Genomic DNA, 26,150 nt, shown 5'->3' on the forward strand with positions numbered 1-26,150 from the left:
AAACTGCGCCAAAATTAACAGGAAGCTCTTTATCGCGCCCACAAAAAAGCCCGAACATGTCGGGCTTTTTATTCGCTCATTCGTTATGAATGGATCGCTCTAACTAGCGCTCATTTCAGCCCGTAGCGCTTCAGTTAGTGCTGCTTGCACTTCTTCTGCACTTACGGTTGAAACACCTTCAGAAGCACGTTGTTCAGCACGTTTGCGCTTGCGCTCTGAGTGGTATGCTAAGCCAGTACCGGCTGGAATCAAGCGGCCTACAACCACGTTTTCCTTTAGACCACGTAGGTGGTCTTTCTTGCCAGTTACTGCGCCTTCAGTCAATACACGAGTAGTCTCTTGGAAAGAGGCTGCTGAGATGAAGGATTCTGTAGCCAAAGATGACTTAGTAATACCCAACAAGACACGCTGCATGCGGGACTCAATTTTGTCCTCTGCAACCATCTTCTCGTTAGCTTCTAAGTAGCGAGTGTATTCAACCTGATCACCTTTGATCAAGTTAGTGTCGCCAGAGGCAACTACATCCACTTTACGTAACATCTGACGCACAATAACTTCAATGTGCTTGTCGTTAATGATTACACCTTGTAGACGGTATACGTCTTGCACTTCAGTAGTAATGTAACGCGCTAGCTCTTCAACACCTAAGATACGCAAGATATCATGTGGGTTGAATGGGCCATCAGCAATTACTTCACCCTTCACTACTGTTTCGCCTTCAAACACGTTAAGTACGCGCCACTTAGGAATAAGCTCTTCATAGTTGTCACTGCCATCTGTTGGCGTAATAACTAGACGATTCTTACCCTTAGTTTCTTTACCGTAGCTTACGATACCAGAGACTTCTGCCAAGATAGCGGCTTCTTTTGGCTTACGTGCTTCAAACAAGTCAGCTACACGAGGTAGGCCACCGGTGATGTCCTTAGTGGTTGCACTTTCTTGTGGAATACGTGCAACTACATCACCAATTTCTACTTTACCGCCATCGGTGATGGACAATAATGCGCCACCAGGAAGAAGGTATTGAGCTGGCGCTCCAGATTCAGGGTTAATGATTTCGTTACCTTCATCATCAAACAACTTAAGCATTGGGCGTAAGTCTTTACCTGCCGATGGGCGCTCACCTACAGTAAGCACCTGAATAGAGCTAAGACCAGTCAAATCATCAGTTTTAAGGCTGATAGTAAGGCCTTCATCTAATCCTACAAACTTCACTGTACCAGCCATTTCAGAAACGATGGGGTGAGTGTGTGGATCCCAAGAGGCGGCAACTTCACCAGCTTCTACGCGTGCACCATCAACTACTTTAATCAAAGAACCATATGGAAGCTTATAGCGCTCACGCTCACGACCATGTTGATCGGTCACACCTAGCTCTACAGAACGAGATGTAGTGATCATGTGGCCATCTGTGCGGGTTACTGCTTTTAAGTTATGTAAGCGGATATCACCAGCGTTCTTAACTTGAACCTTATCTTCTGCAGCTGCTCGAGACGCCGCGCCACCAATGTGGAAAGTACGCATCGTAAGCTGAGTACCTGGCTCACCAATCGACTGTGCAGCAACAACACCTACTGCTTCACCAATGTTAACCTGATGACCACGACCTAGGTCACGGCCGTAACAGCTAGAACAAATACCATGGCGTGTTTCACAGGTAATTGGAGAACGAGTTTTCACTTCGTCTACAGAAGATAGTGATTCATCATTCTCTAAACGCTCAACCCAAGCTTCATCAATTAGAGTGTTTTTAGCAATTAACACGTCACCGGTGGTCGGATTGATTACATCTTCTGCAATCATACGACCCAATATACGGTCACCTAGTGGCACACGTACATCACCACCATCAATTACTGGAAGCATTGTAAGACCATTTTCGGTACCACAATCTACCTCAGTCACTACCAAATCTTGTGCTACGTCTACTAAACGACGAGTCAGGTAACCAGAGTTAGCTGTTTTTAGTGCCGTATCGGCCAAGCCTTTACGTGCTCCGTGAGTAGAGATAAAGTATTCCTGTACCGAAAGACCTTCGCGGAAGTTAGCCGTGATGGGGGTTTCGATGATAGAGCCATCTGGCTTAGCCATCAAACCACGCATACCACCTAACTGACGCATCTGGGCTGCACTACCACGTGCGCCTGAGTCGGCCATCATGTAAACAGAGTTGAATGACTCTTGCTCAACTTCTTCACCTGCAGCGTTGATCACTGTGTCGCTCTTCAAGCTGTCCATCATGGCGCCAGCAACAAGTTCGTTAGCACGAGACCAAATGTCGATCACCTTGTTGTATTTTTCGCCTTGAGTTACCAAGCCATCACGAAACTGTGATTCAATTTCACGCACTTCATCTTCAGCACCGTTGATGATGGAGGCTTTTTTGTCTGGGATAACGAAGTCGTTAACACCAACAGAAGCTCCAGAACGGGTCGCATAAGCAAAGCCCGTATACATCAACTGGTCAGCAAAGATAACCGTTTCTTTAAGTCCAACATTACGATAACAAGCGTTAATTACTGTAGAAATGTCTTTCTTCTTCATCGTCTTGTTAATCAAGCTGTAAGGCATACCTTGAGGCATGATTTCAGACAACAGTGCACGGCCAACAGTAGTCTGGGTTACAGTGTTGAAAGCTTCCATTGAGCCATCTTCAGACTTGATGTATTCGACAACACGCACTTTAACAATCGCTTGCAAGTCGACATGCTTAGCGCCATAGGCACGCTGCACTTCGGCGACGTTTGCAAATACCATACCTTCGCCTTTGGCGTTGATACGGTCACGAGTCATAAAGTAGATGCCCAATACAACGTCTTGGGAAGGTACGATAATAGGGTCGCCGTTTGCTGGGGACAAGATGTTGTTGGTAGACATCATCAAGGCGCGACATTCAAGCTGAGCTTCAATAGTCAGCGGAACGTGGACAGCCATTTGGTCGCCGTCAAAGTCAGCATTGTAAGCCGCACAAACTAAAGGATGCAGCTGAATAGCTTTACCTTCAATCAATACAGGTTCAAATGCTTGGATGCCCAAACGGTGAAGTGTAGGCGCGCGGTTTAACATCACTGGATGTTCACGGATTACTTCGGCAAGGATGTCCCATACTTCAGCAGTTTCACGCTCTACCATCTTTTTAGCTGCTTTAATGGTAGTGGCAAGGCCACGCAATTCTAGCTTAGAAAAGATGAAAGGCTTAAATAGCTCCAATGCCATTTTCTTAGGCAAACCACACTGATGCAAACGCAAGTATGGTCCAACCACGATTACTGAACGTCCAGAGTAGTCTACGCGCTTACCCAATAGGTTTTGACGGAAACGACCTTGCTTACCTTTGATCATGTCAGCCAAAGATTTTAATGGACGTTTGTTAGAGCCAGTGATGGCACGACCACGACGACCGTTATCCAACAAAGCATCCACAGACTCTTGTAACATACGCTTTTCGTTACGTACGATAATGTCTGGCGCACTCAAATCTAACAAACGCTTAAGGCGGTTGTTACGGTTGATTACACGACGGTATAAATCGTTCAAATCTGAAGTTGCAAAACGGCCGCCATCTAGCGGCACCAATGGACGCAGATCCGGTGGCAAGATAGGCAGCACTGTAAGTACCATCCATTCTGGCTTGTTGCCAGAAGCCAAAAAAGCTTCCATTAGCTTTAAGCGCTTAGATAGCTTCTTGATTTTAGTTTCAGAGTTAGTAGCGGGAATATCTTCACGCAACTGAATGGCTTCTTGTGCCATGTCTAAATCTTTCAACAGTGCTTGAATCGCTTCAGCACCCATACGCGCATCAAAGTCGTCGCCGAATTCTTCCATGGCTTCAAAGTACTGCTCATCGTTCATCATCTGACCACGTTCAAGTGTGGTCATACCTGGATCGATAACGATGTAGCTTTCAAAATAAAGCACACGCTCAATGTCACGCAAAGTAATGTCTAGCAACAAACCAATACGTGAAGGTAATGATTTAAGGAACCAGATATGTGCCACTGGGCTAGCCAGCTCGATGTGTCCCATGCGCTCACGACGTACTTTAGCCAGTGCAACTTCTACGCCACACTTTTCACAGATTACACCACGGTGCTTTAAACGCTTGTACTTACCGCACAAACATTCGTAGTCTTTTACTGGGCCAAAGATTTTGGCACAGAATAAACCTTCACGCTCAGGCTTAAAGGTACGGTAGTTAATGGTTTCTGGCTTTTTAACTTCGCCAAAAGACCATGAACGGATCATTTCTGGCGACGCCAAACCAATTCGGATCGAATCAAATTCGTCCGAATGACCTTGGGCTTTCAATAATTGTAGTAAATCTTTCATTGCCTTCTCCTACCTTAATTCTTAGTCAGATTCCAACTCAATATCGATACCTAGAGAACGAATCTCCTTAACCAATACATTGAAGGATTCAGGCATACCTGGTTCCATGCTGTGATCACCATCTACGATGTTTTTATACATCTTAGTACGGCCATTCACGTCATCAGACTTAACCGTTAGCATTTCTTGCAAGGTGTAAGCGGCGCCGTATGCTTCTAGTGCCCAAACTTCCATCTCACCAAAGCGCTGACCACCAAACTGAGCTTTACCACCAAGTGGCTGCTGAGTTACCAGACTATATGAGCCGGTAGAGCGAGCGTGCATCTTGTCGTCAACCAAGTGATTCAACTTCAACATGTACATATAACCTACGGTCACAGGACGATCAAACTTATCACCTGTGCGACCGTCATATAACCAAGTTTGGCCAGAACGATCTAAACCACCAAGCTCTAACAAACGCTTAATTTCACTTTCTTCAGCACCATCAAATACAGGAGTTGCTAATGGAACGCCCGCTTTAAGGTTTTTAGCCAATTCAAGGATCTCGTCATCGCTGAAGCTGTTTAAGTCTTCTGAGCGATAGCAATTGCCATCGTTATAGATCTGGTCTAAGAAGCTGCGTATTTCTTTAATTGACTTAGCACGTTCTTGCATCATCATTTCTTCGATGCGCTCGCCTAGGCCTTTAGCAGCCATACCCATATGAGTTTCTAGAATCTGGCCCACGTTCATACGTGAAGGTACACCTAGTGGGTTTAGTACTATGTCTACTGTTTTGCCAAATTCATCAAAAGGCATGTCTTCAACTGGCATGATTACAGAGATAACACCTTTGTTACCATGACGTCCGGCCATCTTATCGCCAGGTTGGATACGACGCTTAACAGCCACGTAAACCTTAACGATTTTTAACACACCAGGTGCTAGGTCATCGCCAGTTTGTAACTTTTTCTTCTTGTCTTCGAACTTAGCGTCCAAATCAAGACGAGTTTCTTCTAAAGACTGCTGTGCTAATTCTAGCTGCTGAGCTAGTGTGTCATCAGCCATACGCAGCTTGAACCAATCAATACGGTCAACTTCTTGTAAGTTTTCAGCCGTAATCACGTCGCCCTTACTAAAACCAGCACCACCGTTTACTGCGTTGCCGATTAGGGCTGCTGATAAACGTTCGTAAGTAGCTGATTCAACAATACGGAAACGATCATTGATGTCTTTACGCTCTTGGTCTAGCTGCATTTGCTCAATAGCAACGGCACGTTGATCTTTATCAACACCATCACGAGTAAATACCTGTACGTTGATGACAGTGCCCTTGGTGCCTGTTTTAACGCGTAAAGAAGTGTCTTTAACATCAGAGGCTTTTTCACCAAAGATGGCACGTAGTAGCTTTTCTTCTGGCGTAAGTTGAGTTTCACCTTTAGGTGTAACCTTACCTACTAGAATGTCACCAGGGCCTACTTCAGCGCCAATGTGCACAATACCAGCTTCATCTAGCTTAGATAATGCACTTTCACCAACATTTGGAATGTCAGAAGTGATTTCTTCACTGCCTAATTTAGTATCACGCGCTACACAGGTTAATTCCTGAATGTGAATGGTAGTGAAACGGTCTTCTTTAACTACGTTCTCAGAGATCAGGATCGAGTCTTCGAAGTTGTAACCGTTCCAAGGCATAAAGGCGATGCGCATGTTTTGACCCAAGGCTAATTCGCCAAGGTCAACAGATGGACCGTCAGCCAATACATCACCACGAGCAACAGTGTCACCTAGGTTGACGATTGAACGTTGATTTATGCAAGTGTTCTGGTTTGAGCGGGTGTACTTAGTCAGGTTGTAGATATCTACACCTGCATCACCTGCTTCTGTTTCAGCATCATGAGCTTTAACCACAACTCGTGTTGCATCAACTGATTCAATCACACCGCCACGAGAAGCTACCACACATACACCAGAGTTCTGGGCTACGTGACGCTCCATTCCAGTACCGACTAAAGGCTTTTGCGCTTTTAGTGTAGGCACTGCTTGACGTTGCATGTTTGAACCCATCAAGGCTCGGTTAGCATCGTCGTGCTCTAGGAATGGAATTAATGAAGCGGCAACAGAAACTACTTGACGAGGAGACACGTCCATATAGTCAACGTTGTCTGGCGACATCAAGGTAAATTCATTTTCGTGACGTACTGTTACTAAATCTTCTGAAAGATTGTCATTAGCATCAAGCTTGGCGTTGGCCTGGGCGATGATGTGCTGACTCTCTTCAATAGCAGATAAGTATTCAATATCTGATGTCACTTTGCCGTCAACTACCTTACGATATGGAGTTTCTAGGAAACCATAGTCATTAGTGCGGGCATAAGTAGCCAAAGAGTTGATCAAACCAATGTTTGGCCCCTCTGGCGTTTCGATAGGACATACACGTCCGTAGTGAGTAGGATGTACGTCACGGACTTCAAAGCCTGCACGCTCACGGGTCAAACCACCAGGCCCTAAAGCAGAAACACGACGTTTGTGTGTCACTTCCGAAAGTGGGTTGTTTTGGTCCATAAACTGAGACAGCTGGCTAGAACCAAAGAATTCTTTGATTGCAGCAGAAACTGGCTTTGCATTGATCAAGTCTTGTGGCATTAGCCCATCTGACTCAGCCATGCTTAGACGCTCTTTAACAGCACGCTCTACACGAACTAAACCTACGCGGAATTGGTTTTCTGCCATTTCGCCTACTGAACGAACACGACGGTTACCTAGGTGATCAATGTCATCAACGATGCCTTGACCGTTACGAATTGCGATAAGCGTTTGCATAACAGCAACGATATCATGGTCATTCAATACGCCTTCACCAGTAGTTTCAGAACGACCTAAACGACGGTTGAACTTCATACGGCCCACAGCAGATAAATCGTAGCGCTCGCTAGTGAAGAACAAGTTGTTAAACAAGTTTTCAGCAGACTCTTTAGTTGGTGGCTCGCCTGGACGCATCATGCGGTAAATTTCTACCAATGCTTCAAGCTGGGTGCGTGTTGGATCAGCGGTCAGGGTATCTGACATGAAAGGACCACAATCTAAATCATTGCTATAGATCAATGGTAACGCAGTAATACCTGCCGCACGTAAAGCTACAAGTAACTCTTGAGTCACTTCTGTATTACAGTCGCAGATTATTTCGCCAGTAGCTGGGTCAATCTGGTCACGGGCAATTTTCTTGCCTACTAAGTATTCTTCTGGAATTTGTAGCTGCTTTAAGCCAATCTTTTCCATTTGTTTGATATGACGCGCAGTAACACGACGTCCTTCTTCGACCAAAACAGTGCCTTTTTGGTCAACAATATCAAAGGTAGCTGTTTCGCCACGCAAACGACTTGGCACCAAAGTCATGGTGAAACCTTCATCGGTCACTGTCACGTCTACATTTTCAAAGAATGTTTCAACGATTTGTTCGCTGGTATAACCCAAAGATCGTAGCAATATAGATGCAGGTAGCTTACGACGACGGTCAATACGCACATACAAGGTGTCTTTAGGGTCAAATTCAAAATCTAACCAAGAACCACGGTATGGAATAACACGAGCGTTATATAACAACTTACCAGAGCTGTGGGTTTTGCCCTTGTCATGGTCAAAGAATACGCCAGGAGAACGATGTAGCTGAGAAACAATAACACGCTCGGTGCCATTCACAACGAAAGTACCGTTGTCAGTCATCAAAGGCATTTCGCCCATGTAAACTTCTTGTTCCTTAATGTCTTTGATCGCCTTAGCCTTAGAATCACGATCATAAATCACAAGGCGCACTTTAACGCGCAATGGTGCAGCATAAGTTACACCACGTAATTGACATTCTTTAACGTCAAAAACAGGCTCGCCTAGCTTATAGGTCACATATTCTAAAGATGCATTGCCAGAAAAAGAGACAATAGGAAAAACAGATTGAAAAGCAGCATGAAGGCCTAAGTCTTTACGCTGGTCAACACCTTGACCTGAATGTAAAAACTTGCGGTAAGAGTCGATCTGGATGGCCAGCAGATAAGGCACATCCATCACCGGAGGCAGCTTTCCGAAATCCTTGCGGATACGTTTTTTCTCAGTGTATGAGTAAGGCATCAAAAATCCCCGATTTGGGTCTGTATTCAGACCGTTAAATTGGTCGGACAAATGTCCAAATATACTGGTTCCGCCCTAGGCGACGGGGGCATACTCCCCGCAAAACGTTACTGGCAAAGGGTTTAACCCACTTTGATCCAGCCTTTTTTGGTTATAAAACACGGCATAAAAAGCCTGCGCTATAGAACCGAAAAAGGCCGGTGGCAAATATGCCACCAGCCATGCGCTGTCAAACCTATAATTCCCAGAGGATCATAGGCTCAAGCAAGCACATCTAAAAAGATGGCTTACTTAATTTCGACAGTTGCGCCAGATGCTTCTAGCTCAGCTTTAAGGGCGTCAGCGTCTTCTTTAGAGATGCCTTCCTTAACTGCTGCTGGAGCACTTTCAACTAGGCCTTTAGCTTCTTTCAAGCCAAGTCCAGTTGCTGCACGTACAGCTTTAATAGCTGCAACTTTCTTTTCACCACCAGAAACTAGAATTACGTCGAATTCAGTTTGCTCTTCGGCTGCTGCGCCAGCGTCACCGCCGGCAGCTGGGCCCGCTGATGCTACTGCTGCAGTAACGCCAAACTTCTCTTCCATAGCGGAGATCAGTTCAACCACGTCCATTACAGACATGTCAGCTACGGCATTGATGATATCGTCTTTAGTGATAGACATAACAATTCCTATTCTTTAATAAGACCCAAATGGGTCATCATGTTCATACGTAAAGTCGGTTAAATCCAGTCCAATTGGACAATAGAATTAAGCGGCTTCCTGTTCTTTTTGATCGCGAACTGCTGCTAAAGTACGTGCCAGCTTGCTGGTAGCACCTTGCATTACGCTCATCAACTTAGCAATTGCTTCGTCGTATGTTGGCAATGTTGCCAATACGTCGATTTGATCAGCACCCATAAGGTTGCCTTCAAACGCCAGTGCTTTCACTTCAAATTTACCGTTGCTTTTTGCAAAATCTTTGAACAAACGGGCGCCAGCGCCTGGATGATCATTTGAAAAAGCAATAATACTTGGTCCTTTGAAGGAGTCCTGCAAACACGCATAATCCGTGCCTTCTAAAGCAATCTTAGCAAGAGTATTACGCACAACCCGTAGGGTTACGCCATTCTCTCGAGCTTGCTTTCGAAGAGCAGTCATGTCACCTACAGTAACGCCGCGTGAATCGGCTACAACTGCAGATAGAGCACTGGTGGCTGCTTCGTTGACTTCTGCGACAATCGCTTTCTTGTCTTCGAGACCTATAGCCACGCTATTTCTCCTGAAATAATTATCCAACTCCTTATCTTTACTTGCTTACACAGGTAAGAATAAGAACCTAATAACGGTGTTGGATTCAAACATCTGAATCGGGTTCACCGTCTGCGTAGGCAATCATTAAGGCAAATCACCAAAAGGATCAAAGCCACCTACGGTCTTTGACAGTCTTGTACATGTACAAGACCCCAAAGTTTGGTTTATTAAAGACTCAAGCCAACTGCACTTACAGCCTAAAATATGGCTCCCCAAGGAGAGCCGAATGCGTTAAAACTTAACAGCACCATGGTCAACCGAAAGGCCTGGGCCCATAGTGGTCGAAATAGTAACTTTCTTGATGTATACGCCTTTAGCAGAAGCTGGCTTCATCTTTTTAAGATCGCCAAGTAGTGCAATTAGGTTTTCTTTTACTGCGTCTGCAGTGAAACCTACTTTGCCTAGCGAGCAATGGATGATGCCGGCCTTGTCTGTACGGTAACGCACTTGACCTGACTTAGCATTTTTAACAGCAGTAGCTACATCTGGTGTTACAGTGCCAACTTTAGGGTTAGGCATTAGTCCACGTGGACCAAGAACCTGACCTAGCTGACCTACTACACGCATTGCGTCTGGAGAAGCAATAACCACGTCAAAGTCCATTTTACCGGCTTTGATTTCTGCAGCCAAATCTTCCATACCAACAATGTCTGCACCAGCAGCTTTAGCTTTTTCTACGTTGTCACCTTGAGTGAAAACAGCAACACGAACATCTTTACCAGTGCCGTTTGGAAGCACTGTAGAACCACGAACAACTTGGTCAGATTTACGTGGGTCAACGCCCAAGTTAACAGCGACGTCGATTGCTTCTGCAAACTTAACAGTAGATAGCTGCGCCAACAAATCAACAGCAGTGTTGATCTCGTATACTTTGCCTAGCTCAATCTTTTGCGCGATTGCTTTAGCGCGTTTGGTCATGTTAGCCATTAGATAACACCTTCTACATTTAAGCCCATAGAACGAGCACTGCCCGCGATAGTACGTACAGCTGCATCCATGTCAGAAGCAGTTAAGTCTTCCATCTTAGTGGTTGCGATTTCTTCAAGCTGCGCACGAGTTACAGTGCCCACTTTCACAGTGTTTGGACGTGCAGAACCACTTTTAAGGCCTGCGATCTTCTTCAACAATACTGCTGCAGGAGGAGTTTTGGTGATAAAGGTAAAGCTACGATCTGCATATACTGTAATAACTACAGGTACAGGCATACCAGCTTCCATGCTCTGAGTTTGAGCATTGAAGGCTTTACAAAATTCCATGATGTTTACACCATGTTGACCCAATGCTGGGCCTACTGGTGGACTTGGGTTGGCCTTGCCGGCAGCAACCTGTAGCTTGATGTAGGCTTGTACTTTCTTAGCCATGATGATGATCTCCTAATGGGTAATAACGCCTTCCCTAGCCTTTAAGCCACCGCTAAGCGATAGTTAACAAGCAAAAGAACAGCTCCCCTATTCAAAAAACATTCCGCTAATGCTGAATGCGCAAAAACCCTGGACGCCGCTAACGACTCCAAGGTTTAACATTGGCAGCCTAAGCTGCCAAAAATTAGGCCTTTTCGACCTGAATAAATTCTAACTCAACAGGGGTTGATCGGCCAAAAATAAGCACAGCCACTTGCAAGCGACTCTTCTCGTAATTAACTTCCTCTACCACACCGTTGAAGTCTGCAAACGGCCCATCCACAACACGAACCATTTCACCTGGCTCAAAAATAGTCTTAGGTCTTGGCGCTTCTGCACCAGTCTCAACACGCTCTAAAATAGCATTGGCTTCACGCTCTGTAATAGGGGCAGGTTTGTCAGCAGTACCACCAATAAACCCTAATACACGCGGAGTTTCTTTAACCATGTGCCATGTGTCGTCATTTAGTTCCATATTTACTAGCACATAGCCAGGGTAGAACTTACGTTCACTACGGCGCTTTTTGCCCGCACGCATTTCGATGACTTCTTCTGTAGGCACCAAAACATCGCCAAACACATCCTGCATTTCAAAACGCTCAATGCGCTCATGCAAGGCGCGCATAACCTGCTTCTCGTAACCTGAGTATGCGTGAACAACGTACCAACGCTTTGCCATGATAATATCCTAACTAAACTTTTGAGCTGACTAGCCAATCAAAGACGCAACAGCCCAACTCAAAAACGAGTCTAGACCCCACAAAAACAAAGCCACAATCAACACCACAACTACTACAATTAATGTAGTCTGTGTTGTTTCTTGCCGATTTGGCCAAACCACCTTACGGATTTCTTTGCGGGCTTCTTTAAAACTAACTGCATAACCCCTGCCTTTGGTAGTTTGCAAAGCAAAATACAATGCCACGCCCGCCAAAGCCACTAGAGCTATCGTACGGTACAACAGGGATTGATCAGAATATACAGAGTTACCTACAACACCAGCAATCACTATAGCTAGAACAATTAACCATTTAACGGTGTCTAAACGTGAGTTCTTTGTAGTTGGTGTAGCGCTCATATTGGAGCCTCTAGTTAACTGTGCTTTTTACTTTGGCTATCATTACCCAAAGCATTAAAAATATGGCAGGCCAGGAGGGATTCGAACCCCCAACATTCGGTTTTGGAGACCGACGTTCTGCCGTTGGAACTACTGGCCTAGAACATCTTTTGACGTGATTGTTTAAAACATGCCAAAAGTATGGGACGCGTATATTATACGTGCCCCATGATATTTGCAAGCAATTAGAGCTAACTGCTTGCATTTGTTCAGCTTAAATTAAGCTAAGATACGAGCTACAACACCAGCACCAACAGTACGGCCACCTTCACGAATAGCGAAGCGTAAACCTTCATCCATTGCGATTGGGTTAATTAGCTCAACAACCATTTGGATGTTATCACCAGGCATTACCATTTCTACGCCTTCAGGCAATTCACAAGCACCTGTGATGTCTGTAGTACGGAAGTAGAACTGTGGACGATATCCCTTAAAGAAAGGAGTGTGGCGTCCGCCTTCGTCTTTGCCTAGCACGTATACTTCAGCTTCAAACTTGGTGTGTGGAGTGATTGAACCAGGCTTAGCTAGTACTTGACCACGCTCTACGTCTTCACGCTTAGTACCACGTAGTAGTACACCAACGTTCTCGCCTGCACGACCTTCGTCAAGCAACTTACGGAACATCTCAACACCAGTACAAGTAGACTTGGTAGTATCTTTGATACCAATCATTTCCACTTCGTCACCAACGTTTACGATGCCGCGCTCAATACGACCCGTTACAACAGTACCACGGCCTTGGATTGAGAAAACGTCTTCGATTGGCATGATGAAGTTACCATCAATCGCACGCTCTGGCTGTGGGATGTAGCTGTCTAGTGCGTCAACTAACTTACGCACTGCAGTAGTACCCATTTCGTTTTCATCTTCGCCGTTCAATGCCATCAAAGCAGATCCTGGGATGATTGGCGTGTCGTCGCCTGGAAATTCGTACTCGTCTAGAAGCTCACGAAGCTCCATTTCAACAAGCTCTAACATCTCAGCGTATTCTTCTGAGTCTGCGCCGCCGCAATCTTCAGCCAACAAGTCAGACTTGTTTAGGAATACTACGATGAAAGGTACACCTACCTGACGTGACAACAAGATGTGCTCACGCGTCTGAGGCATTGGGCCGTCAGTTGCGCCACATACCAAAATAGCTCCGTCCATCTGTGCAGCACCAGTGATCATGTTTTTCACATAATCAGCGTGTCCTGGACAGTCAACGTGGGCGTAATGACGTTCTGCAGAATCATATTCAACGTGTGAAGTGGCGATGGTGATACCACGCTCGCGCTCTTCAGGGGCGTTGTCAATCTGAGAAAAGTCTTTCAACTCTCCACCAAACGCTTCTGCACAAACACGAGTCAATGCAGCTGTTAATGTAGTTTTACCGTGGTCAACGTGACCAATGGTGCCGACGTTTACGTGCGGCTTATTTCTTTCAAACTTTTCCTTAGCCATGATAGCCTCCGAACGATGGGCGGCCACTTGACCGCGCTAAGTTAAATAATGCAGATGCCCATTTATTGAGTAAACTGCAGATAACAAGAAGGGTAGATATATTGCTATATCTACCCTTCAAAATATACTGTGCTCCCCTGCCCTTATGACAATGGAGCTCTAGGGCGGAATTGAACCGCCGACCTCACCCTTACCAAGGGTGCGCTCTACCCCTGAGCTACTAGAGCGTATAACGCACTAAACTGGCTCTAAATAGCCTTATATCAATCCGCTAACTTATGCGAACCTTACTCAGTATGGAGCGGGTAGCGAGAATCGAACTCGCATATACAGCTTGGAAGGCTGTCGTGATAGCCATTATACCATACCCGCAAAGAATGGTGGTGGGAGGTGGATTCGAACCACCGAAGCTTACGCGTCAGATTTACAGTCTGATCCCTTTGGCCGCTCGGGAACCCCACCCAAATAATTCTTCAACAGGAACTGGTGCCGGCACGAGGAGTCGAACCCCGGACCTACTGATTACAAGTCAGTTGCTCTACCGTCTGAGCTATACCGGCTAATTGCCTGTGCTCTTGAACTCACCTGAACTCAAGAGGTGCGTATAATACTGAACGTATATGTAGGATGCAAGCACCAATGATGATTTTATTAAAGTTTTTCAGTGTTTATCCAATTCAGCCACTTCAGCTATGCCATTAAGCACCAACCCTTCTATATAAGTCAGGCCCAGCTCATTAGCAATCTTCTCTCCATCACCCCCACACAAAAGAATGCCATAGCCATTTAGCTGAGCTTCTTTTATCAAAGCACGCACACCATGTAGGGCCATTTTATGACAGCCAAAAGAAACAGCGTCAAATGTGCTGGTTCCAGGTAAAGGGCTAGACTGAATATCCGCTGATGCTGCGTTAGATTTGGGCGCGCAAATATTAATATTTGCTGTGTCGCGTGTTAGCGCCTGGACCATAAGCCTAGCACCAGGAATGATATAACCACCTTCATGGCGACCATCTGCTCGTATATAGTCAAAGGTAATGGCACTGCCGCAATCAACCACACACACGGCCTCTTGGGAGAGCTGCCTTGCAGCCACCATAGCCAACCACCGATCCACACCCAGCAAAGAAGGCTGCCGATATGCGTTAATTAGGTCTTTAAAGCTGGCTTGAGTTGAAAAGCGATTACATGGTATTTGTTTTTCTATGAGCCAAGTCTCCAGGAGACTATTCTTTTCCCTATTGGCCACACTTGCCAAAAACAATGCGTCAAAGGAGGCAGGCAGGCAGGCATGTAACTGCTCTAAACTCAAACTGCAAGTCGGCATGGCTCCATAGGACTGCACTAATCCATGGTACTGCAGACGCCATTTAAGACGAGTGTTCCCTAAATCTATCAGCAACTCACTCATACGCACCCCCTAAAGGCCGCACACTTATTTCACCACCACTATAAGCTTTAAGCACGCCATCAAACTCCATCATTAGCGCCCCTACTTGATTAACACCTCGACAAACTCCCTCAACTTGTCTACCCGGCAATAATAGCTGAACGTTTTTGTCTTGATAATAGTGCAATTGTTGCCACTGGTGGCGCATCACTGAAAATCCGTGTTGCACAAACAGAGCTAAGTGCTGATGTAAGCGCAAAAGAATCTGCGCCACAATATCGTTACGGGTGAGGTTGTAACCTAACTGGCAGAGACTAATCCATGGCTGATCAATGGCATCATTTTGCGTGAGGTGTACATTTAAACCCATACCGATAACTACATGACATGGACCTGTTGCATCACCTCGCATCTCCAGCAAAATACCCGCAAGCTTTTTGCCATCAACTAAAATGTCATTTGGCCACTTAAGCTTAACTTCCTGCACACCCAAATCAGATAACGCTTTAGCCAACGCTAAACCCACAACTAAACTTAATCCTTCTAGGGCTGCAGCCCCACCAGAAAAGTTCCAGCCCAAAGATAAAGCTACATTTTGACCAAACGGAGATTGCCACTGACGACCTAAACGGCCTCGGCCAGCTGTTTGCACTTCAGCCAAGACCACTTCGCCATGAATAGACTGCTGCTGCTGGCGCTGCATTAAAGTTTGATTAGTAGAAGGAATAGACATGTGCAGTTGCACATTAAAGGGTGGGGTTAACTCAGGCAGCTGACGCTGTATAGCTTCAACGTCTAATAGATCTAATCCGCCCACAATACGATAGCCTCGGCCACGAATACGGTTTAGCTTTACTCCTAATGCTTCTACGCCCTTAAGCTGCTTCCATACAGCAGCCCGCGTCATACTCAAGTGTTGCCCCAAAGCAGTACCTGAATGAAACTGGCCATCGGCCAGCAAATGCAACAGTTGATTAAGACTAGTTAGCGACATACAAATGAGTACATCGCTAAGCATCTGGCAATAAGCCTGAACATTACTTTCTTTTGTCCTTTTTCTTACCTTTGTTTACATGCTTTACTAAGCGCTGTTTTTTACTAATCTGGCGCTGGGATAACTGGTTCTTCTTGCCGTCAAACGGGTTATCACTGGTGCGGAATTCAAATCGCACAGGAGTGCCTCGAATTTTCAACACTTTAATAAATTTATTTTCTAAATAACGTTTATAAGTAGTAGGCAATGCATTAGTTTGATTACCATGCACTATGAACAATGGCGGATTAGATCCACCAAGGTGTGCGTATCGCAATTTAATTCGACGTCCGTGCACTAGCGGTGGCTGGTGATCTAGTATGGCATCTTCCAACAACGTGGTTAGCTTGTTAGTGCTCCACTTAGTAAAGGCGCAACCATGAGCTTCTTCTACTGATTTATACAAATCTCCCACGCCAGAACCATGTAAGGCTGAGATAAAGTGAATACGTGCAAATTTGGCAAATTCCAAACGCGCCTGCAATTCATGTTTCACATGAGCTTTGTCATCAACGCTCATGCCATCCCATTTATTGACCGCAATGACTAAAGCTCGACCCGCATCAATCACAAAACCTAACAAGTGCATATCTTGCTCTGTAAGGCCTTCATGCGCATCAACTACTAGCACTACAACATGTGCGTCCTTAATGGCTTGCAGGGTCTTAACGATAGAAAACTTCTCTACAGTCTCAGTGACACTTCGCCTGCGACGCACACCTGCCGTATCAATTAATGTATATGGCTTATCATTGCGCCTGTAAGGAATATAAATGCTGTCCCGTGTGGTACCTGCTTCATCAAAAACCACAACCCGATCTTCACCTAACATACGGTTCACCAGCGTAGACTTGCCTACGTTTGGCCTACCTACGATGCCGATACGAATGCCGCCTTCAGAGTCTTCTGGAAAGCCTTGATCTTCTGGAAAAGGTGCTAGCACATCTTCAATCAGCTGGCTCACACCACGCCCATGAGAGGCAGCAATAGGTCGAGGCAAGCCAATAAGACCTAAGCCATAAAAGTCGCCTAGAGCCACATCTATGTCTATACCATCAGTTTTATTAACGACCAAGTAAGCTGGTTTGTCACAGCGGCGCAGATGATCTGCAATCAACTCATCAGAAGGATTAAGGCCAGCCTTTCCATCTACTAAAAACAACACGGCGTCAGCTTCTTCAATGGCAAGCAAAGATTGCTCAGCCATAACTTGATCTATACCAGCCTCGTCGCCACTGATACCACCTGTATCAATAACAATATAGTCTCGCTCTTCAGTTTTACCTTCACCGTACTTACGGTCACGGGTAAGGCCTGGAAAGTCTGCTACTAAAGCGTCGCGAGAACGGGTCAAACGGTTAAAAAGTGTGGATTTACCCACATTAGGGCGCCCAACAAGAGCAATTACGGGATTCATAAATAAACCAATTATTTCAAGCCAAGACGTATGAGACGACCATCTTGACTGAGTAAGAAAATAGTATCTTGGTAGCTTTGACTACCAATACGAGCATCTTTAATGCTCAATTTTTGACGACCTAAGAAGTCGCCATCCTTAAGCTGAAGCACGTGAGCATAGCCTTGCGCGTCAACTACTAAAACCTGATTGTCCAAGCCCATGGGGGAAGACAAAGAACGGTGCTTAAGGCTATCGTTCTGCCACAACACAAGACCAAGATCTTTATCATAAGCAACTATTACATCTTGTGCGTCTACAATTAATACAGCACCCCCAACTAGGGTTGCACCACTAACGCTAGAAGCCGGTTGCTGCCAAATTATTGAGCCTGTTAAAGCATCGATGGCGGCGATACTTCCTTGGTAGCTCGTCACATAGAGCAAACCATCTATTAACACTAACGCTCCGTCAATATCAGCTAAGCGCTCTGTTTCTGAACGCCCCTTAGTCGTAGCGATTACTTTTTGCCAAACCACACCACCTGTTTGGTTATCTAAGGCAACTAATTTACCGTTAGCAAAACCTACGTAGGTATAAGTTTCGTTAATTACCGGTGTACTTGTGCCACGCAGGGTTAAGCTGGGCAAACTTGCCGCATAAGACCATTGAAATTTACCATCTTCAGTAGCGTATGCGCTTACTTTTCCATCAACTGTTTGCAACACTACTATTTGACTATTAGCTTGTGGCACAGCCAATGCTTCACTAGATGCATTCACCTGCCATAAAATAGACCCATCTGAACTACTTAGAGCCATTAACTTGCCATCACGAGATGCCACAAACAACTGTTCGTTCACATAACCTATACCTGCAGTAATTCGCTCTTCCAGCTCAATAGACCAATTGACCTGGCCAGCCTCTAAGCTAAACGATGTTAGCTGCTTTCCAGAGGCAGCAAATACTGCATTCTCCAGTAACACAGGCTTCAAAGTTGAGCCCCCGCCAACATTAGCACCCTCACCCACAGACATTGACCAATGGTTCACAAGTTCAAGCTGGGGCTCAAATGAATTTAGTGTTGTCGGCTCTGGCAACGTGCCTCCTGATGACGAGCACGCACTAAGAACAATTAACGTTAGGCTGGCTAGCAGCACCCTGAAAGGTCTAGCGTTCATCTTAATAATCCTTACACTCGTCATTATTTGGACATCTCTTAGCTACTGTAAAAAGCTACTACTGTGAAATATTATCTAACTTCAAACCTAGCAAGGGCTTACTTACTCCACTAGAAACAGCAATTACCGAGGCCGCGGTGTAGGCTTCTCTTGCAGCATCCACATCACCTTTTACAACAAAGATATCACCACGAGTTTCTAGCCTAGCTAGCTGCCAAGCATCATCGCCGTCCACTAACAGAGCTAACGCTTCACTGTGTTGGCCCTGCTCACTCAAAACCTTCGCTAAGCGAACACTAGCCAAGGCATTAACTTCAGCATCACCTTGCTGATCAACAACCCACTGTAATTGCGATGCTGCCGCAGACAAGTCACCAAGCTGCACCTCTACACGAGCCACCATAAGTGCTGCAAATTGAGCATAAGTAGCCGAACCAAACTCTGCCCTGAGTAAATCACTGTTGTAACGTATTTGTGTTATTTGCGTATCACTTAATTGACCAGCAGGAGCATTATTCATAAGCTCCTGAAAGTAGACACTGGCCGCTTCAGCCTCGCCCACTTGGTGATCTTGATATGCATTCCAGCTCAACACACCACCTAGTGCTACAGCAATGGTGAGTATCAATGACTTACCGTTATCTTTCCACCAGCTCTTTAGCGCTTCTACTTGTTCTTCTTCTGTCTTCATTTCGGCCACAACCAAAAACTCCTTAATGTTGTTTGTAATAATTATTTAATAAGCTCAGCCACATGCGCTGAAACTTTACTAAGAGGTATGCTTTGCTGCTCACCTTGACCTTGTAGTGGTTTAATTTGGATTTCACCTTGAGCTAACTCATCGTCGCCCATAATAAGCACCAGCTTAGCACCACAACGATCCGCTTTTTTCATTTGATTCTTTAGACTGCCACCACCACAGTGCCACAATAAGCGCAAACCACTGATATCAGTTCGTAACTGTTCGGCCAACTGCATGGTACGTACGCTAGCACCATCTCCAATATGAGCTAAGTAAACGTCTGCTTGCTGGCCTAAACCAGCAGGCTCTTGCTGCATTTCTTGCAACAATAAAATCATTCTCTCCACACCCATCGCCCAACCTACAGCTGGTGTAGGCTTGCCGCCAAGCTGCTCTATCATACCGTCGTAACGACCACCACCGCATACAGTACCTTGAGAGCCTAACTTGTCAGTGACCCATTCAAACACGGTTTTACAATAGTAATCTAACCCTCTAACTAACCGAGGGTTAATCTGATAAACAATGCCTGCCGCATCTAAAAGCTCACGTAAACGCTCAAAATGCACACGTGATTCATCATCTAAGTAACCATAGAAATCAGGGGCGCCATCTAATAGTGCTTGGGTATTAGCATTCTTACTATCCAATACTCTTAATGGATTAGTACTGACTCGTCTTTGGCTATCAGCGTCAAGGAACTGCATATTAGCCTGTAAAAACTCTACCAGGTCTGTTCTATAAGCAGCCCTAGCTGCAGAACTGCCTAAAGTATTTAATTGCAATGTTACAGCGTCTTGCAAACCTAGTTCGCGCCATAAGCGAGCTGTCATGATAATTAGCTCTGCATCAACGTCTGGACCTTCTAAACCATAAACCTCAGCACCAAATTGATGAAACTGACGCTGGCGTCCTTTTTGAGGACGCTCATAGCGAAACATTGGCCCGTGATACCACAAGCGCTGCACTTGATTATAAGTTAAACCATGCTCTTGAGCAGCACGTACACAAGATGCTGTGCCTTCAGGCCTTAGAGTCATGTTGTCGCCATTACGATCAGCGAAGGTGTACATTTCTTTTTCTACCACGTCTGTGGCTTCACCTATTGAACGACAAAATAAATCAGTCTTTTCAGCAATGGGCATACGAATTTCTTGATAGCCGTACTGGTCAAAAACTGACTTTACCTTTGCTTCAAAGAATTGCCACAATGGGGTTTGATCGGGCAATATATCGTGCATGCCGCGAATGGCTTTTATAGACGCCAAAATAAGTTCCTTAATTTAATGGAGGTGTCGCTAACTAATAGAGTGTTATTTAGTCAAAGTAAGGCGCGCAATATCTTTTCGTGTGAACGGCTCTAAATCTATAAGTTGTCCGTCAAAAGTGAATTTTTCTACACCAGAAGAACGACCCAGCAGCACTTCTATTGGAGCAGTAACTACTTGCGTTATAGTATCACCTGCAGAGTACAAATCTGACAATATCATCTTACCATTGCCGTCTTTAATTTCCACCCAACAGTCTTTATCAAAAACCATAACCAACTGCGCCTCGTTAGGTGCCAGCAGCACAGCCACCTCCTCTTCAACAAGCGCAGCCGCAGGCACATCAATGATAGCGGGAGCAATGGCCAACACCTGCTCTGCAGCCAGCTCCACCACTTCATCAACAACAGACTGAGCTTGCTCTGCAGACACACTCGCTTCCACTTCACTTTCATTGGCTACCAACAAAGGCAGGTCTAGGGCATCTTCTTCGGTATCTAAGGCGCCATCAAGCGCATCGCCATCTGTCACTTGTGTTGCTGTGCTGGTTAGCTGCGAAGACATCAGCCCACCATTTTGACTCTGCCACCAAACAACAGATGCAACTAGCAAACCAATGACAAAAACAATTGAAACTAGCTTTACCCAAGTGTCACTAGGCTTACTTTGTCGGCCAAGCTTTTGCACTGCCGACCTAGGCTTAGCACTATTATTTGGCACACCATAAGCTGTGTCAAAAGCATCTACCAAACCCTGCCCATCCAAGCCCACATGACGCGCATAAGAGCGTATATATCCTCGAGCAAACACAAAGCTTGGAATTACAGTAAAGTCGCTTTCTTCAATGGCATTGATTACTTTGGATGTTAAATGTAAATCACGAGCAGCTTCTTTTTGGGACAAACCCATATCATCACGCGCTTGGCGCAATAAGTGTCCGGGAAAGCCTGGTAACTGACCCTCCAATTCTGCTTGATCTTGCATACTTAATGATTCCAAATCAGTCACAATCAATACCTTTATTATTCTATGCCGTGTAAATAAAAATTAGGGCTTTATACACCCATCATAACGCCCATTTTTGGACACTACCAGCATCACGAAGTTCCTTGCCCTAGTTACTTATCTATGTCACTTACTTTAGGCACGTAGATTTTCAATTAAATCTGCTTAGCTTCAATACGTGCTGCATGGGCAGCACTGCGCCTGGTACGATCTTTTACCTGACCCACCAGTTGCCCACAGGCAGCATCGATGTCATCGCCACGAGTTGACCTAATGGTAGTTATAATACCGGATTTTGCCATAATTCGTTGAAATGCTTCAATTTGTGGCCTTGGACTACGACGATAATCTGACCCTGGAAAAGGATTAAAAGGAATTAAATTTAGCTTACAAGGGACACGCTTAAGCACTTGGGCTAATTCGCGAGCATGCTTTGGCTGATCATTAATACCATCGATCATGGTGTATTCCATGGTAATCACACGCTTGTCAGTTAGGTTTTCTAAATAACGATTACACGCATCCAACAAAGCATCTATATTATACTTTTTATTAACTGGCACCAATTCATTGCGCAGCAAATCATTAGGGGCATGTAAAGAAATAGCCAAAGACACATCTGTGACCTGACTTAGCCGATCAATCGCAGGCACTACTCCTGCGGTACTTAAAGTAACCCTGCGCTTAGATAGATTGTATGCATTATCATCCATCATTAGGGCGATGGCAGGCGTTACACTATCAAAGTTGAGCAATGGCTCACCCATGCCCATAAACACCACGTTGGTCACCCTACGAGGCCCATTAGGATCAACAGGACCAAAGGATTTGATAGCAATACGCAGTTGCCCAATAATCTCAGCTGAGGTCAAATTACGGTTAAAACCTTGCTTGCCAGTAGAGCAAAAACTGCAATCTAAAGCGCAACCTACTTGAGATGAAACGCATAAAGTAGCACGATCACCATCAGGTATGAGCACCATCTCAACCTTGTTACCCCCTGAGACACCAATCACCCATTTGCGCGTACCATCTTTGGAGTCGCCACGGTATAACACTTCAGGCTCTACAATTTCAGCACTTAGAGTAAGCTTTTCACGCAGCTTTTTACTGACGTTACTCATGCTTTCAAAGTCATCTGCACCAAACTGATGGATCCACTTCATTACCTGAACAGCCCTAAATTTTGGCTCATCCATAGTTTTGAAATAAGCTTCCATTTGAGCTTGAGAGAATCCCAATATATTCATCTTTGTGCTAACTTCGGACATTATAAGACCTGTATGTAATACTTTTTTGCGCGACCATTTATTTGATCTAAACGCAGTGCGGCGTTCACTAGGAACGCCGCACGTTGCATGCTGCTATTGTTACTATGTGAAGATAAACAATAACAGACTACTTTAACCAATGGCTATTAGCCACCGAAGAAGTAGGCGATTTCACGAGCGGCTGACGTAGTAGAGTCAGAACCGTGTACCGCGTTAGCATCAATAGATTCTGCAAAATCAGCACGAATAGTGCCTTTTTCAGCTTCTTGTGGGTTAGTTGCGCCCATTAGATCACGGTTCATGTTCACCGCGCCTTCACCTTCAAGAACCTGAACAACAACAGGACCAGAAGTCATAAAAGAAACCAAATGACCAAAGAAAGGGCGCTCGCTGTGCTCAGCGTAGAAACCTTGTGCTTCAGCTTCAGTCAATTGCTTCATTTGCATGTTAACAACTTTAAGACCGTTAGACTCAAAACGAGAAACAATTTTGCCGATTACATTTTTTGCTACAGCATCAGGCTTGATGATGGACAGAGTGCGTTCTACCGCCATGGTATTCTCCAAACAGTGGACCCATTAAATGGGCTAATATTAAAAAAGCAAAGACGTACATATCAGTACGCGATTTTTGACCGCGTAATTGTACGCTGTTTTTTACTCTTTTAATAGGCTGTTAAACCCTAATCAAGCTCATCAATCCATGCAGTCTGAATAGCTTCTAGTACTTTTTCGCCACAACGCTTAGGGTCATCCTCAAAGTCTGGCAACGCCATAACCCACTCCATCAAATCTGTAAACCTCACCAAACGGGGGTCTATATCTGGATGCGTCTCATATAGCTCAATAGCAATATCTATCGTATCAGTCCAACCTATACTCATAAAAACTCCAACCACTTCAACTCACTTTAGTGAGCTTCAGATACAATGTTAATAGTATATTTAGGGATTTCCACTACTAGATTATCGTCTGCAATTACAGCCTGACAGCTAAGCCTAGAATCTGGCTCCAAACCCCACGCCTTATCTAACATATCATCTTCTAATTCGTCTGACTCAATCATTGAATCAAACCCCTCACGCACAATCACATGGCACGTAGTGCACGCACATGACTTTTCACATGCATGCTCAATATCAATACCATTTTCTTTTGCAGCATCTAAAATAGTTTGTCCCGCAGGCGCTTCAAAAACCTGCCCTTGTGGGCAAAGTTCGGCATGAGGAAGAATAATAATTTGTGGCATTTAAGTTAGCTCCTAGGCTAGTGGCTGTTATGGCCAGCTGCGTTACAGCTGATCTACAGCTTTACCCGCAAGGGCACGTTTAATACTGTCATCCATACGCATTGCTGCATAGGTATCACTGGCCTTAGCCATGATTTCAATTTGTTTAGCAATGACATGATGATCTTGGCCATTACGAACCAATACCAGTTGCGCCATTTGCTCTTCTATAGTTTGCAGCTCTTTGCTTGTCAGTAAGCGCTCACCATCTTCTGCAAGAGCAATAGCAACAGCTTCAACCAGTCGATCTGCCTCAACCTGCTGCTCGCGCAGACTACGGGCACTACGATCATCTTCTACGTTGCTCCAGCTTGCTTTAATCATGTCTGCAATCTGCACATCAGACAAACCGAAGGACGGCTTAACCTGCACTGATGCAGCAACTCCAGAGGTTAATTCTCTAGCACTAACTTCTAGCAACCCATCCGCATCCACCTGAAAGGTCACTCGAACCTTAGCAGCGCCAGCAGCCATTGCCGGAATACCACGTAACTCAAAACGAGATAGCGATCGACAATCTTGTACTAGTTCGCGCTCCCCTTGCAAAACATGAATAGCCATGGCAGTTTGACCATCTTGATAGGTGGTAAACTCTTGAGCGCGAGCCACAGGAATAGGCGTATTACGGTCAATAACTCGCTCAACTAGGCCGCCCATCGTTTCCAAGCCAAGCGATAAAGGCAGAACATCAAGCAACAAAAGCTCATCGCCACTTTGATTACCTGCCAACACATCCGCTTGTCGAGCAGCGCCTAAAGCGACAACTCTATCTGGGTCAATATCATTGAGTAAAGGCTGACCAAAAAGATCAGATACTCGTTCCTGCACAAGTAAACTGCGTGTTGAACCGCCCACCATAACTACTCTAGAAACATCACCAAGAGCAACTTTAGCATCACGTAAAGCGCGTTTAGTCGCTCTTATAGCTTTATCTACAATAGGATTAAGCAGCGCATTCATTTGCTCACGAGTCAGCACAAGCTCAGCATAAACCTGCTCACCTGGCCAACCTTCAAAACATAACTGAGCCGTTTCCACTTCACTCAAAAGCTCTTTTGCAGTGCGAGCCAAGCGCAGTAAAAAACGCTGCTGAGCTAAATCTAGCTGAGATGGAATCTGACGCTCTTGGCGCATCCATTCAGCGAGCGCTTGGTCAAAGTCATCTCCACCTAGTGCCGAATCGCCGCCAGTTGCCAACACTTCAAATACACCCTGCTCCATACGCAGTATGGAAATATCAAACGTGCCACCACCCAGATCAAACACAGCTACAGTGCCTTGGTCTTGTTGATTGTGTTCCAGACCATAAGCTACTGCAGCAGCTGTAGGCTCATTGAGTAAGCGCAACACCTGAATTCCAGCCAATTGGGCAGCATCTTTGGTGGCTTGGCGCTGAGCATCATCAAAATAAGCAGGTACTGTAATGACAGCTCCAACCAACTCACCACCCAAACTACTCTGCGCACGCTGCACTAATGCTCGCAAAATATCAGCAGATACTTGCACTGGGCTTTTTAGGCCAGACACAGTAGAAATGAAAGGCATACCCTGATCACATGCCTCAAAGAGGTAGGGCATGTTTTCGCCAAAACGCTTCACATCTTCAATACCACGGCCCATTAACCGCTTAACAGACATCACCGTATTAGCAGCATCATTCACTAAATGAGCTTGGGCTTTAGTACCAACCTGAGGCGCATCGTCAGCTAAGTAGCGCACCACAGAAGGCAGTAAGTGCTCTCCTAGGCTATTGGGCAAGGTTTCTGCTTGGCCACTACGAACACTAGCCACTAATGAATGAGTGGTGCCCAGATCTATGCCAACAGCGAGTTTGCGCTGATGAGGTTTGGCGCTTTGGCCAGGCTCTGCAATTTGCAACAAGGCCATCTATG

The 26,150-nt window shown here is 45.3% G+C and carries 21 protein-coding genes and 5 tRNA genes; all 26 read right to left on the reverse strand.

What is annotated here, in order from left to right; genetic code table 11:
* Positions 1-99 precede the first annotated feature (99 nt).
* Positions 100-4,329 (reverse strand): DNA-directed RNA polymerase subunit beta', encoded by a 4,230-nt coding sequence (gene rpoC / locus ABXT42_RS10020; RefSeq protein ID WP_443628007.1) that lies wholly within the window; start codon positions 4,327-4,329, stop codon positions 100-102.
* A gap of 21 nt (positions 4,330-4,350) precedes the next feature.
* Positions 4,351-8,433 carry a DNA-directed RNA polymerase subunit beta gene (rpoB, locus tag ABXT42_RS10025; protein ID WP_443628008.1) on the reverse strand — a complete coding sequence of 1,361 codons (4,083 nt, stop codon included), beginning with the start codon at positions 8,431-8,433 and terminating at the stop codon, positions 4,351-4,353.
* A 287-nt stretch (positions 8,434-8,720) separates the two neighbouring features.
* Positions 8,721-9,095, reverse strand: a complete 375-nt coding sequence (rplL, locus tag ABXT42_RS10030; protein ID WP_443628009.1) for a 50S ribosomal protein L7/L12 — start codon at positions 9,093-9,095, stop codon at positions 8,721-8,723.
* An 87-nt stretch (positions 9,096-9,182) separates the two neighbouring features.
* Complete coding sequence (gene rplJ / locus ABXT42_RS10035) at positions 9,183-9,683, reverse strand: 50S ribosomal protein L10 (protein ID WP_443628010.1); 501 nt, start codon at positions 9,681-9,683, stop codon at positions 9,183-9,185.
* Positions 9,684-9,956: 273 nt separating this feature from the next.
* Positions 9,957-10,652, reverse strand: a complete 696-nt coding sequence (gene rplA / locus ABXT42_RS10040) for a 50S ribosomal protein L1 (protein ID WP_443628011.1) — start codon at positions 10,650-10,652, stop codon at positions 9,957-9,959.
* On the reverse strand, positions 10,652-11,086 hold the full coding sequence (rplK, locus tag ABXT42_RS10045; RefSeq protein ID WP_443628012.1) for a 50S ribosomal protein L11: 435 nt from the start codon (positions 11,084-11,086) through the stop codon (positions 10,652-10,654). Before rplK ends, rplA begins: the two co-directional genes overlap by 1 nt.
* Positions 11,087-11,270: 184 nt before the next feature.
* Entirely contained in the window at positions 11,271-11,804 is a 534-nt protein-coding gene (nusG, locus tag ABXT42_RS10050; RefSeq protein WP_443628013.1) for a transcription termination/antitermination protein NusG, read from the reverse strand.
* A 30-nt stretch (positions 11,805-11,834) separates the two neighbouring features.
* Entirely contained in the window at positions 11,835-12,203 is a 369-nt protein-coding gene (secE, locus tag ABXT42_RS10055) for a preprotein translocase subunit SecE (RefSeq protein WP_443628014.1), read from the reverse strand.
* A 63-nt stretch (positions 12,204-12,266) separates the two neighbouring features.
* Positions 12,267-12,342, reverse strand: a tRNA-Trp gene (locus ABXT42_RS10060).
* A 119-nt stretch (positions 12,343-12,461) separates the two neighbouring features.
* Entirely contained in the window at positions 12,462-13,685 is a 1,224-nt protein-coding gene (tuf, locus tag ABXT42_RS10065; RefSeq protein WP_443628002.1) for an elongation factor Tu, read from the reverse strand.
* Between the two features lie 152 nt (positions 13,686-13,837).
* A tRNA-Thr gene (locus ABXT42_RS10070) sits at positions 13,838-13,912 on the reverse strand.
* Between the two features lie 70 nt (positions 13,913-13,982).
* Positions 13,983-14,057 (reverse strand) — tRNA-Gly (locus tag ABXT42_RS10075).
* A 6-nt stretch (positions 14,058-14,063) separates the two neighbouring features.
* Positions 14,064-14,147, reverse strand: a tRNA-Tyr gene (locus tag ABXT42_RS10080).
* Between the two features lie 22 nt (positions 14,148-14,169).
* A tRNA-Thr gene (locus ABXT42_RS10085) sits at positions 14,170-14,245 on the reverse strand.
* 101 nt (positions 14,246-14,346) lie between these two features.
* Complete coding sequence (locus tag ABXT42_RS10090) at positions 14,347-15,096, reverse strand: type III pantothenate kinase (protein WP_443628015.1); 750 nt, start codon at positions 15,094-15,096, stop codon at positions 14,347-14,349.
* A complete protein-coding gene (gene birA, locus ABXT42_RS10095) occupies positions 15,089-16,069 on the reverse strand; it encodes a bifunctional biotin--[acetyl-CoA-carboxylase] ligase/biotin operon repressor BirA (RefSeq protein WP_443628016.1) in 981 nt (326 codons plus the stop codon). Before birA ends, ABXT42_RS10090 begins: the two co-directional genes overlap by 8 nt.
* 43 nt (positions 16,070-16,112) lie before the next feature.
* The gene (der, locus tag ABXT42_RS10100) at positions 16,113-17,525 is read right to left on the reverse strand and encodes a ribosome biogenesis GTPase Der (RefSeq protein ID WP_443628017.1); all 1,413 of its coding nucleotides are present in this window, start codon (positions 17,523-17,525) and stop codon (positions 16,113-16,115) included.
* Between the two features lie 11 nt (positions 17,526-17,536).
* A complete protein-coding gene (gene bamB / locus ABXT42_RS10105) occupies positions 17,537-18,685 on the reverse strand; it encodes an outer membrane protein assembly factor BamB (RefSeq protein WP_443628018.1) in 1,149 nt (382 codons plus the stop codon).
* Between the two features lie 58 nt (positions 18,686-18,743).
* The gene (locus ABXT42_RS10110; protein WP_443629476.1) at positions 18,744-19,376 is read right to left on the reverse strand and encodes a YfgM family protein; all 633 of its coding nucleotides are present in this window, start codon (positions 19,374-19,376) and stop codon (positions 18,744-18,746) included.
* Between the two features lie 41 nt (positions 19,377-19,417).
* Positions 19,418-20,698, reverse strand: a complete 1,281-nt coding sequence (hisS, locus tag ABXT42_RS10115; protein ID WP_443629477.1) for a histidine--tRNA ligase — start codon at positions 20,696-20,698, stop codon at positions 19,418-19,420.
* A 42-nt stretch (positions 20,699-20,740) separates the two neighbouring features.
* A complete protein-coding gene (locus tag ABXT42_RS10120) occupies positions 20,741-21,703 on the reverse strand; it encodes a RodZ domain-containing protein (RefSeq protein WP_443628019.1) in 963 nt (320 codons plus the stop codon).
* Between the two features lie 152 nt (positions 21,704-21,855).
* Positions 21,856-22,971 carry a 23S rRNA (adenine(2503)-C(2))-methyltransferase RlmN gene (gene rlmN / locus ABXT42_RS10125; protein WP_443628020.1) on the reverse strand — a complete coding sequence of 372 codons (1,116 nt, stop codon included), beginning with the start codon at positions 22,969-22,971 and terminating at the stop codon, positions 21,856-21,858.
* Positions 22,972-23,117: 146 nt separating this feature from the next.
* Complete coding sequence (ndk, locus tag ABXT42_RS10130; RefSeq protein ID WP_443628021.1) at positions 23,118-23,525, reverse strand: nucleoside-diphosphate kinase; 408 nt, start codon at positions 23,523-23,525, stop codon at positions 23,118-23,120.
* Between the two features lie 128 nt (positions 23,526-23,653).
* Positions 23,654-23,854: a Fe-S cluster assembly protein IscX gene (iscX, locus tag ABXT42_RS10135; protein ID WP_443628022.1), complete on the reverse strand. Its 201-nt coding sequence runs from the start codon at positions 23,852-23,854 to the stop codon at positions 23,654-23,656.
* A gap of 26 nt (positions 23,855-23,880) precedes the next feature.
* A complete protein-coding gene (fdx, locus tag ABXT42_RS10140; RefSeq protein ID WP_443628023.1) occupies positions 23,881-24,219 on the reverse strand; it encodes an ISC system 2Fe-2S type ferredoxin in 339 nt (112 codons plus the stop codon).
* Between the two features lie 42 nt (positions 24,220-24,261).
* Positions 24,262-26,145, reverse strand: a complete 1,884-nt coding sequence (gene hscA, locus ABXT42_RS10145; RefSeq protein WP_443628024.1) for a Fe-S protein assembly chaperone HscA — start codon at positions 26,143-26,145, stop codon at positions 24,262-24,264.
* Positions 26,146-26,150 lie beyond the last annotated feature (5 nt).

This window comes from Candidatus Njordibacter sp. Uisw_002 (genome assembly GCF_047730155.1).
Lineage (GTDB): Bacteria > Pseudomonadota > Gammaproteobacteria > Pseudomonadales > Balneatricaceae > Njordibacter.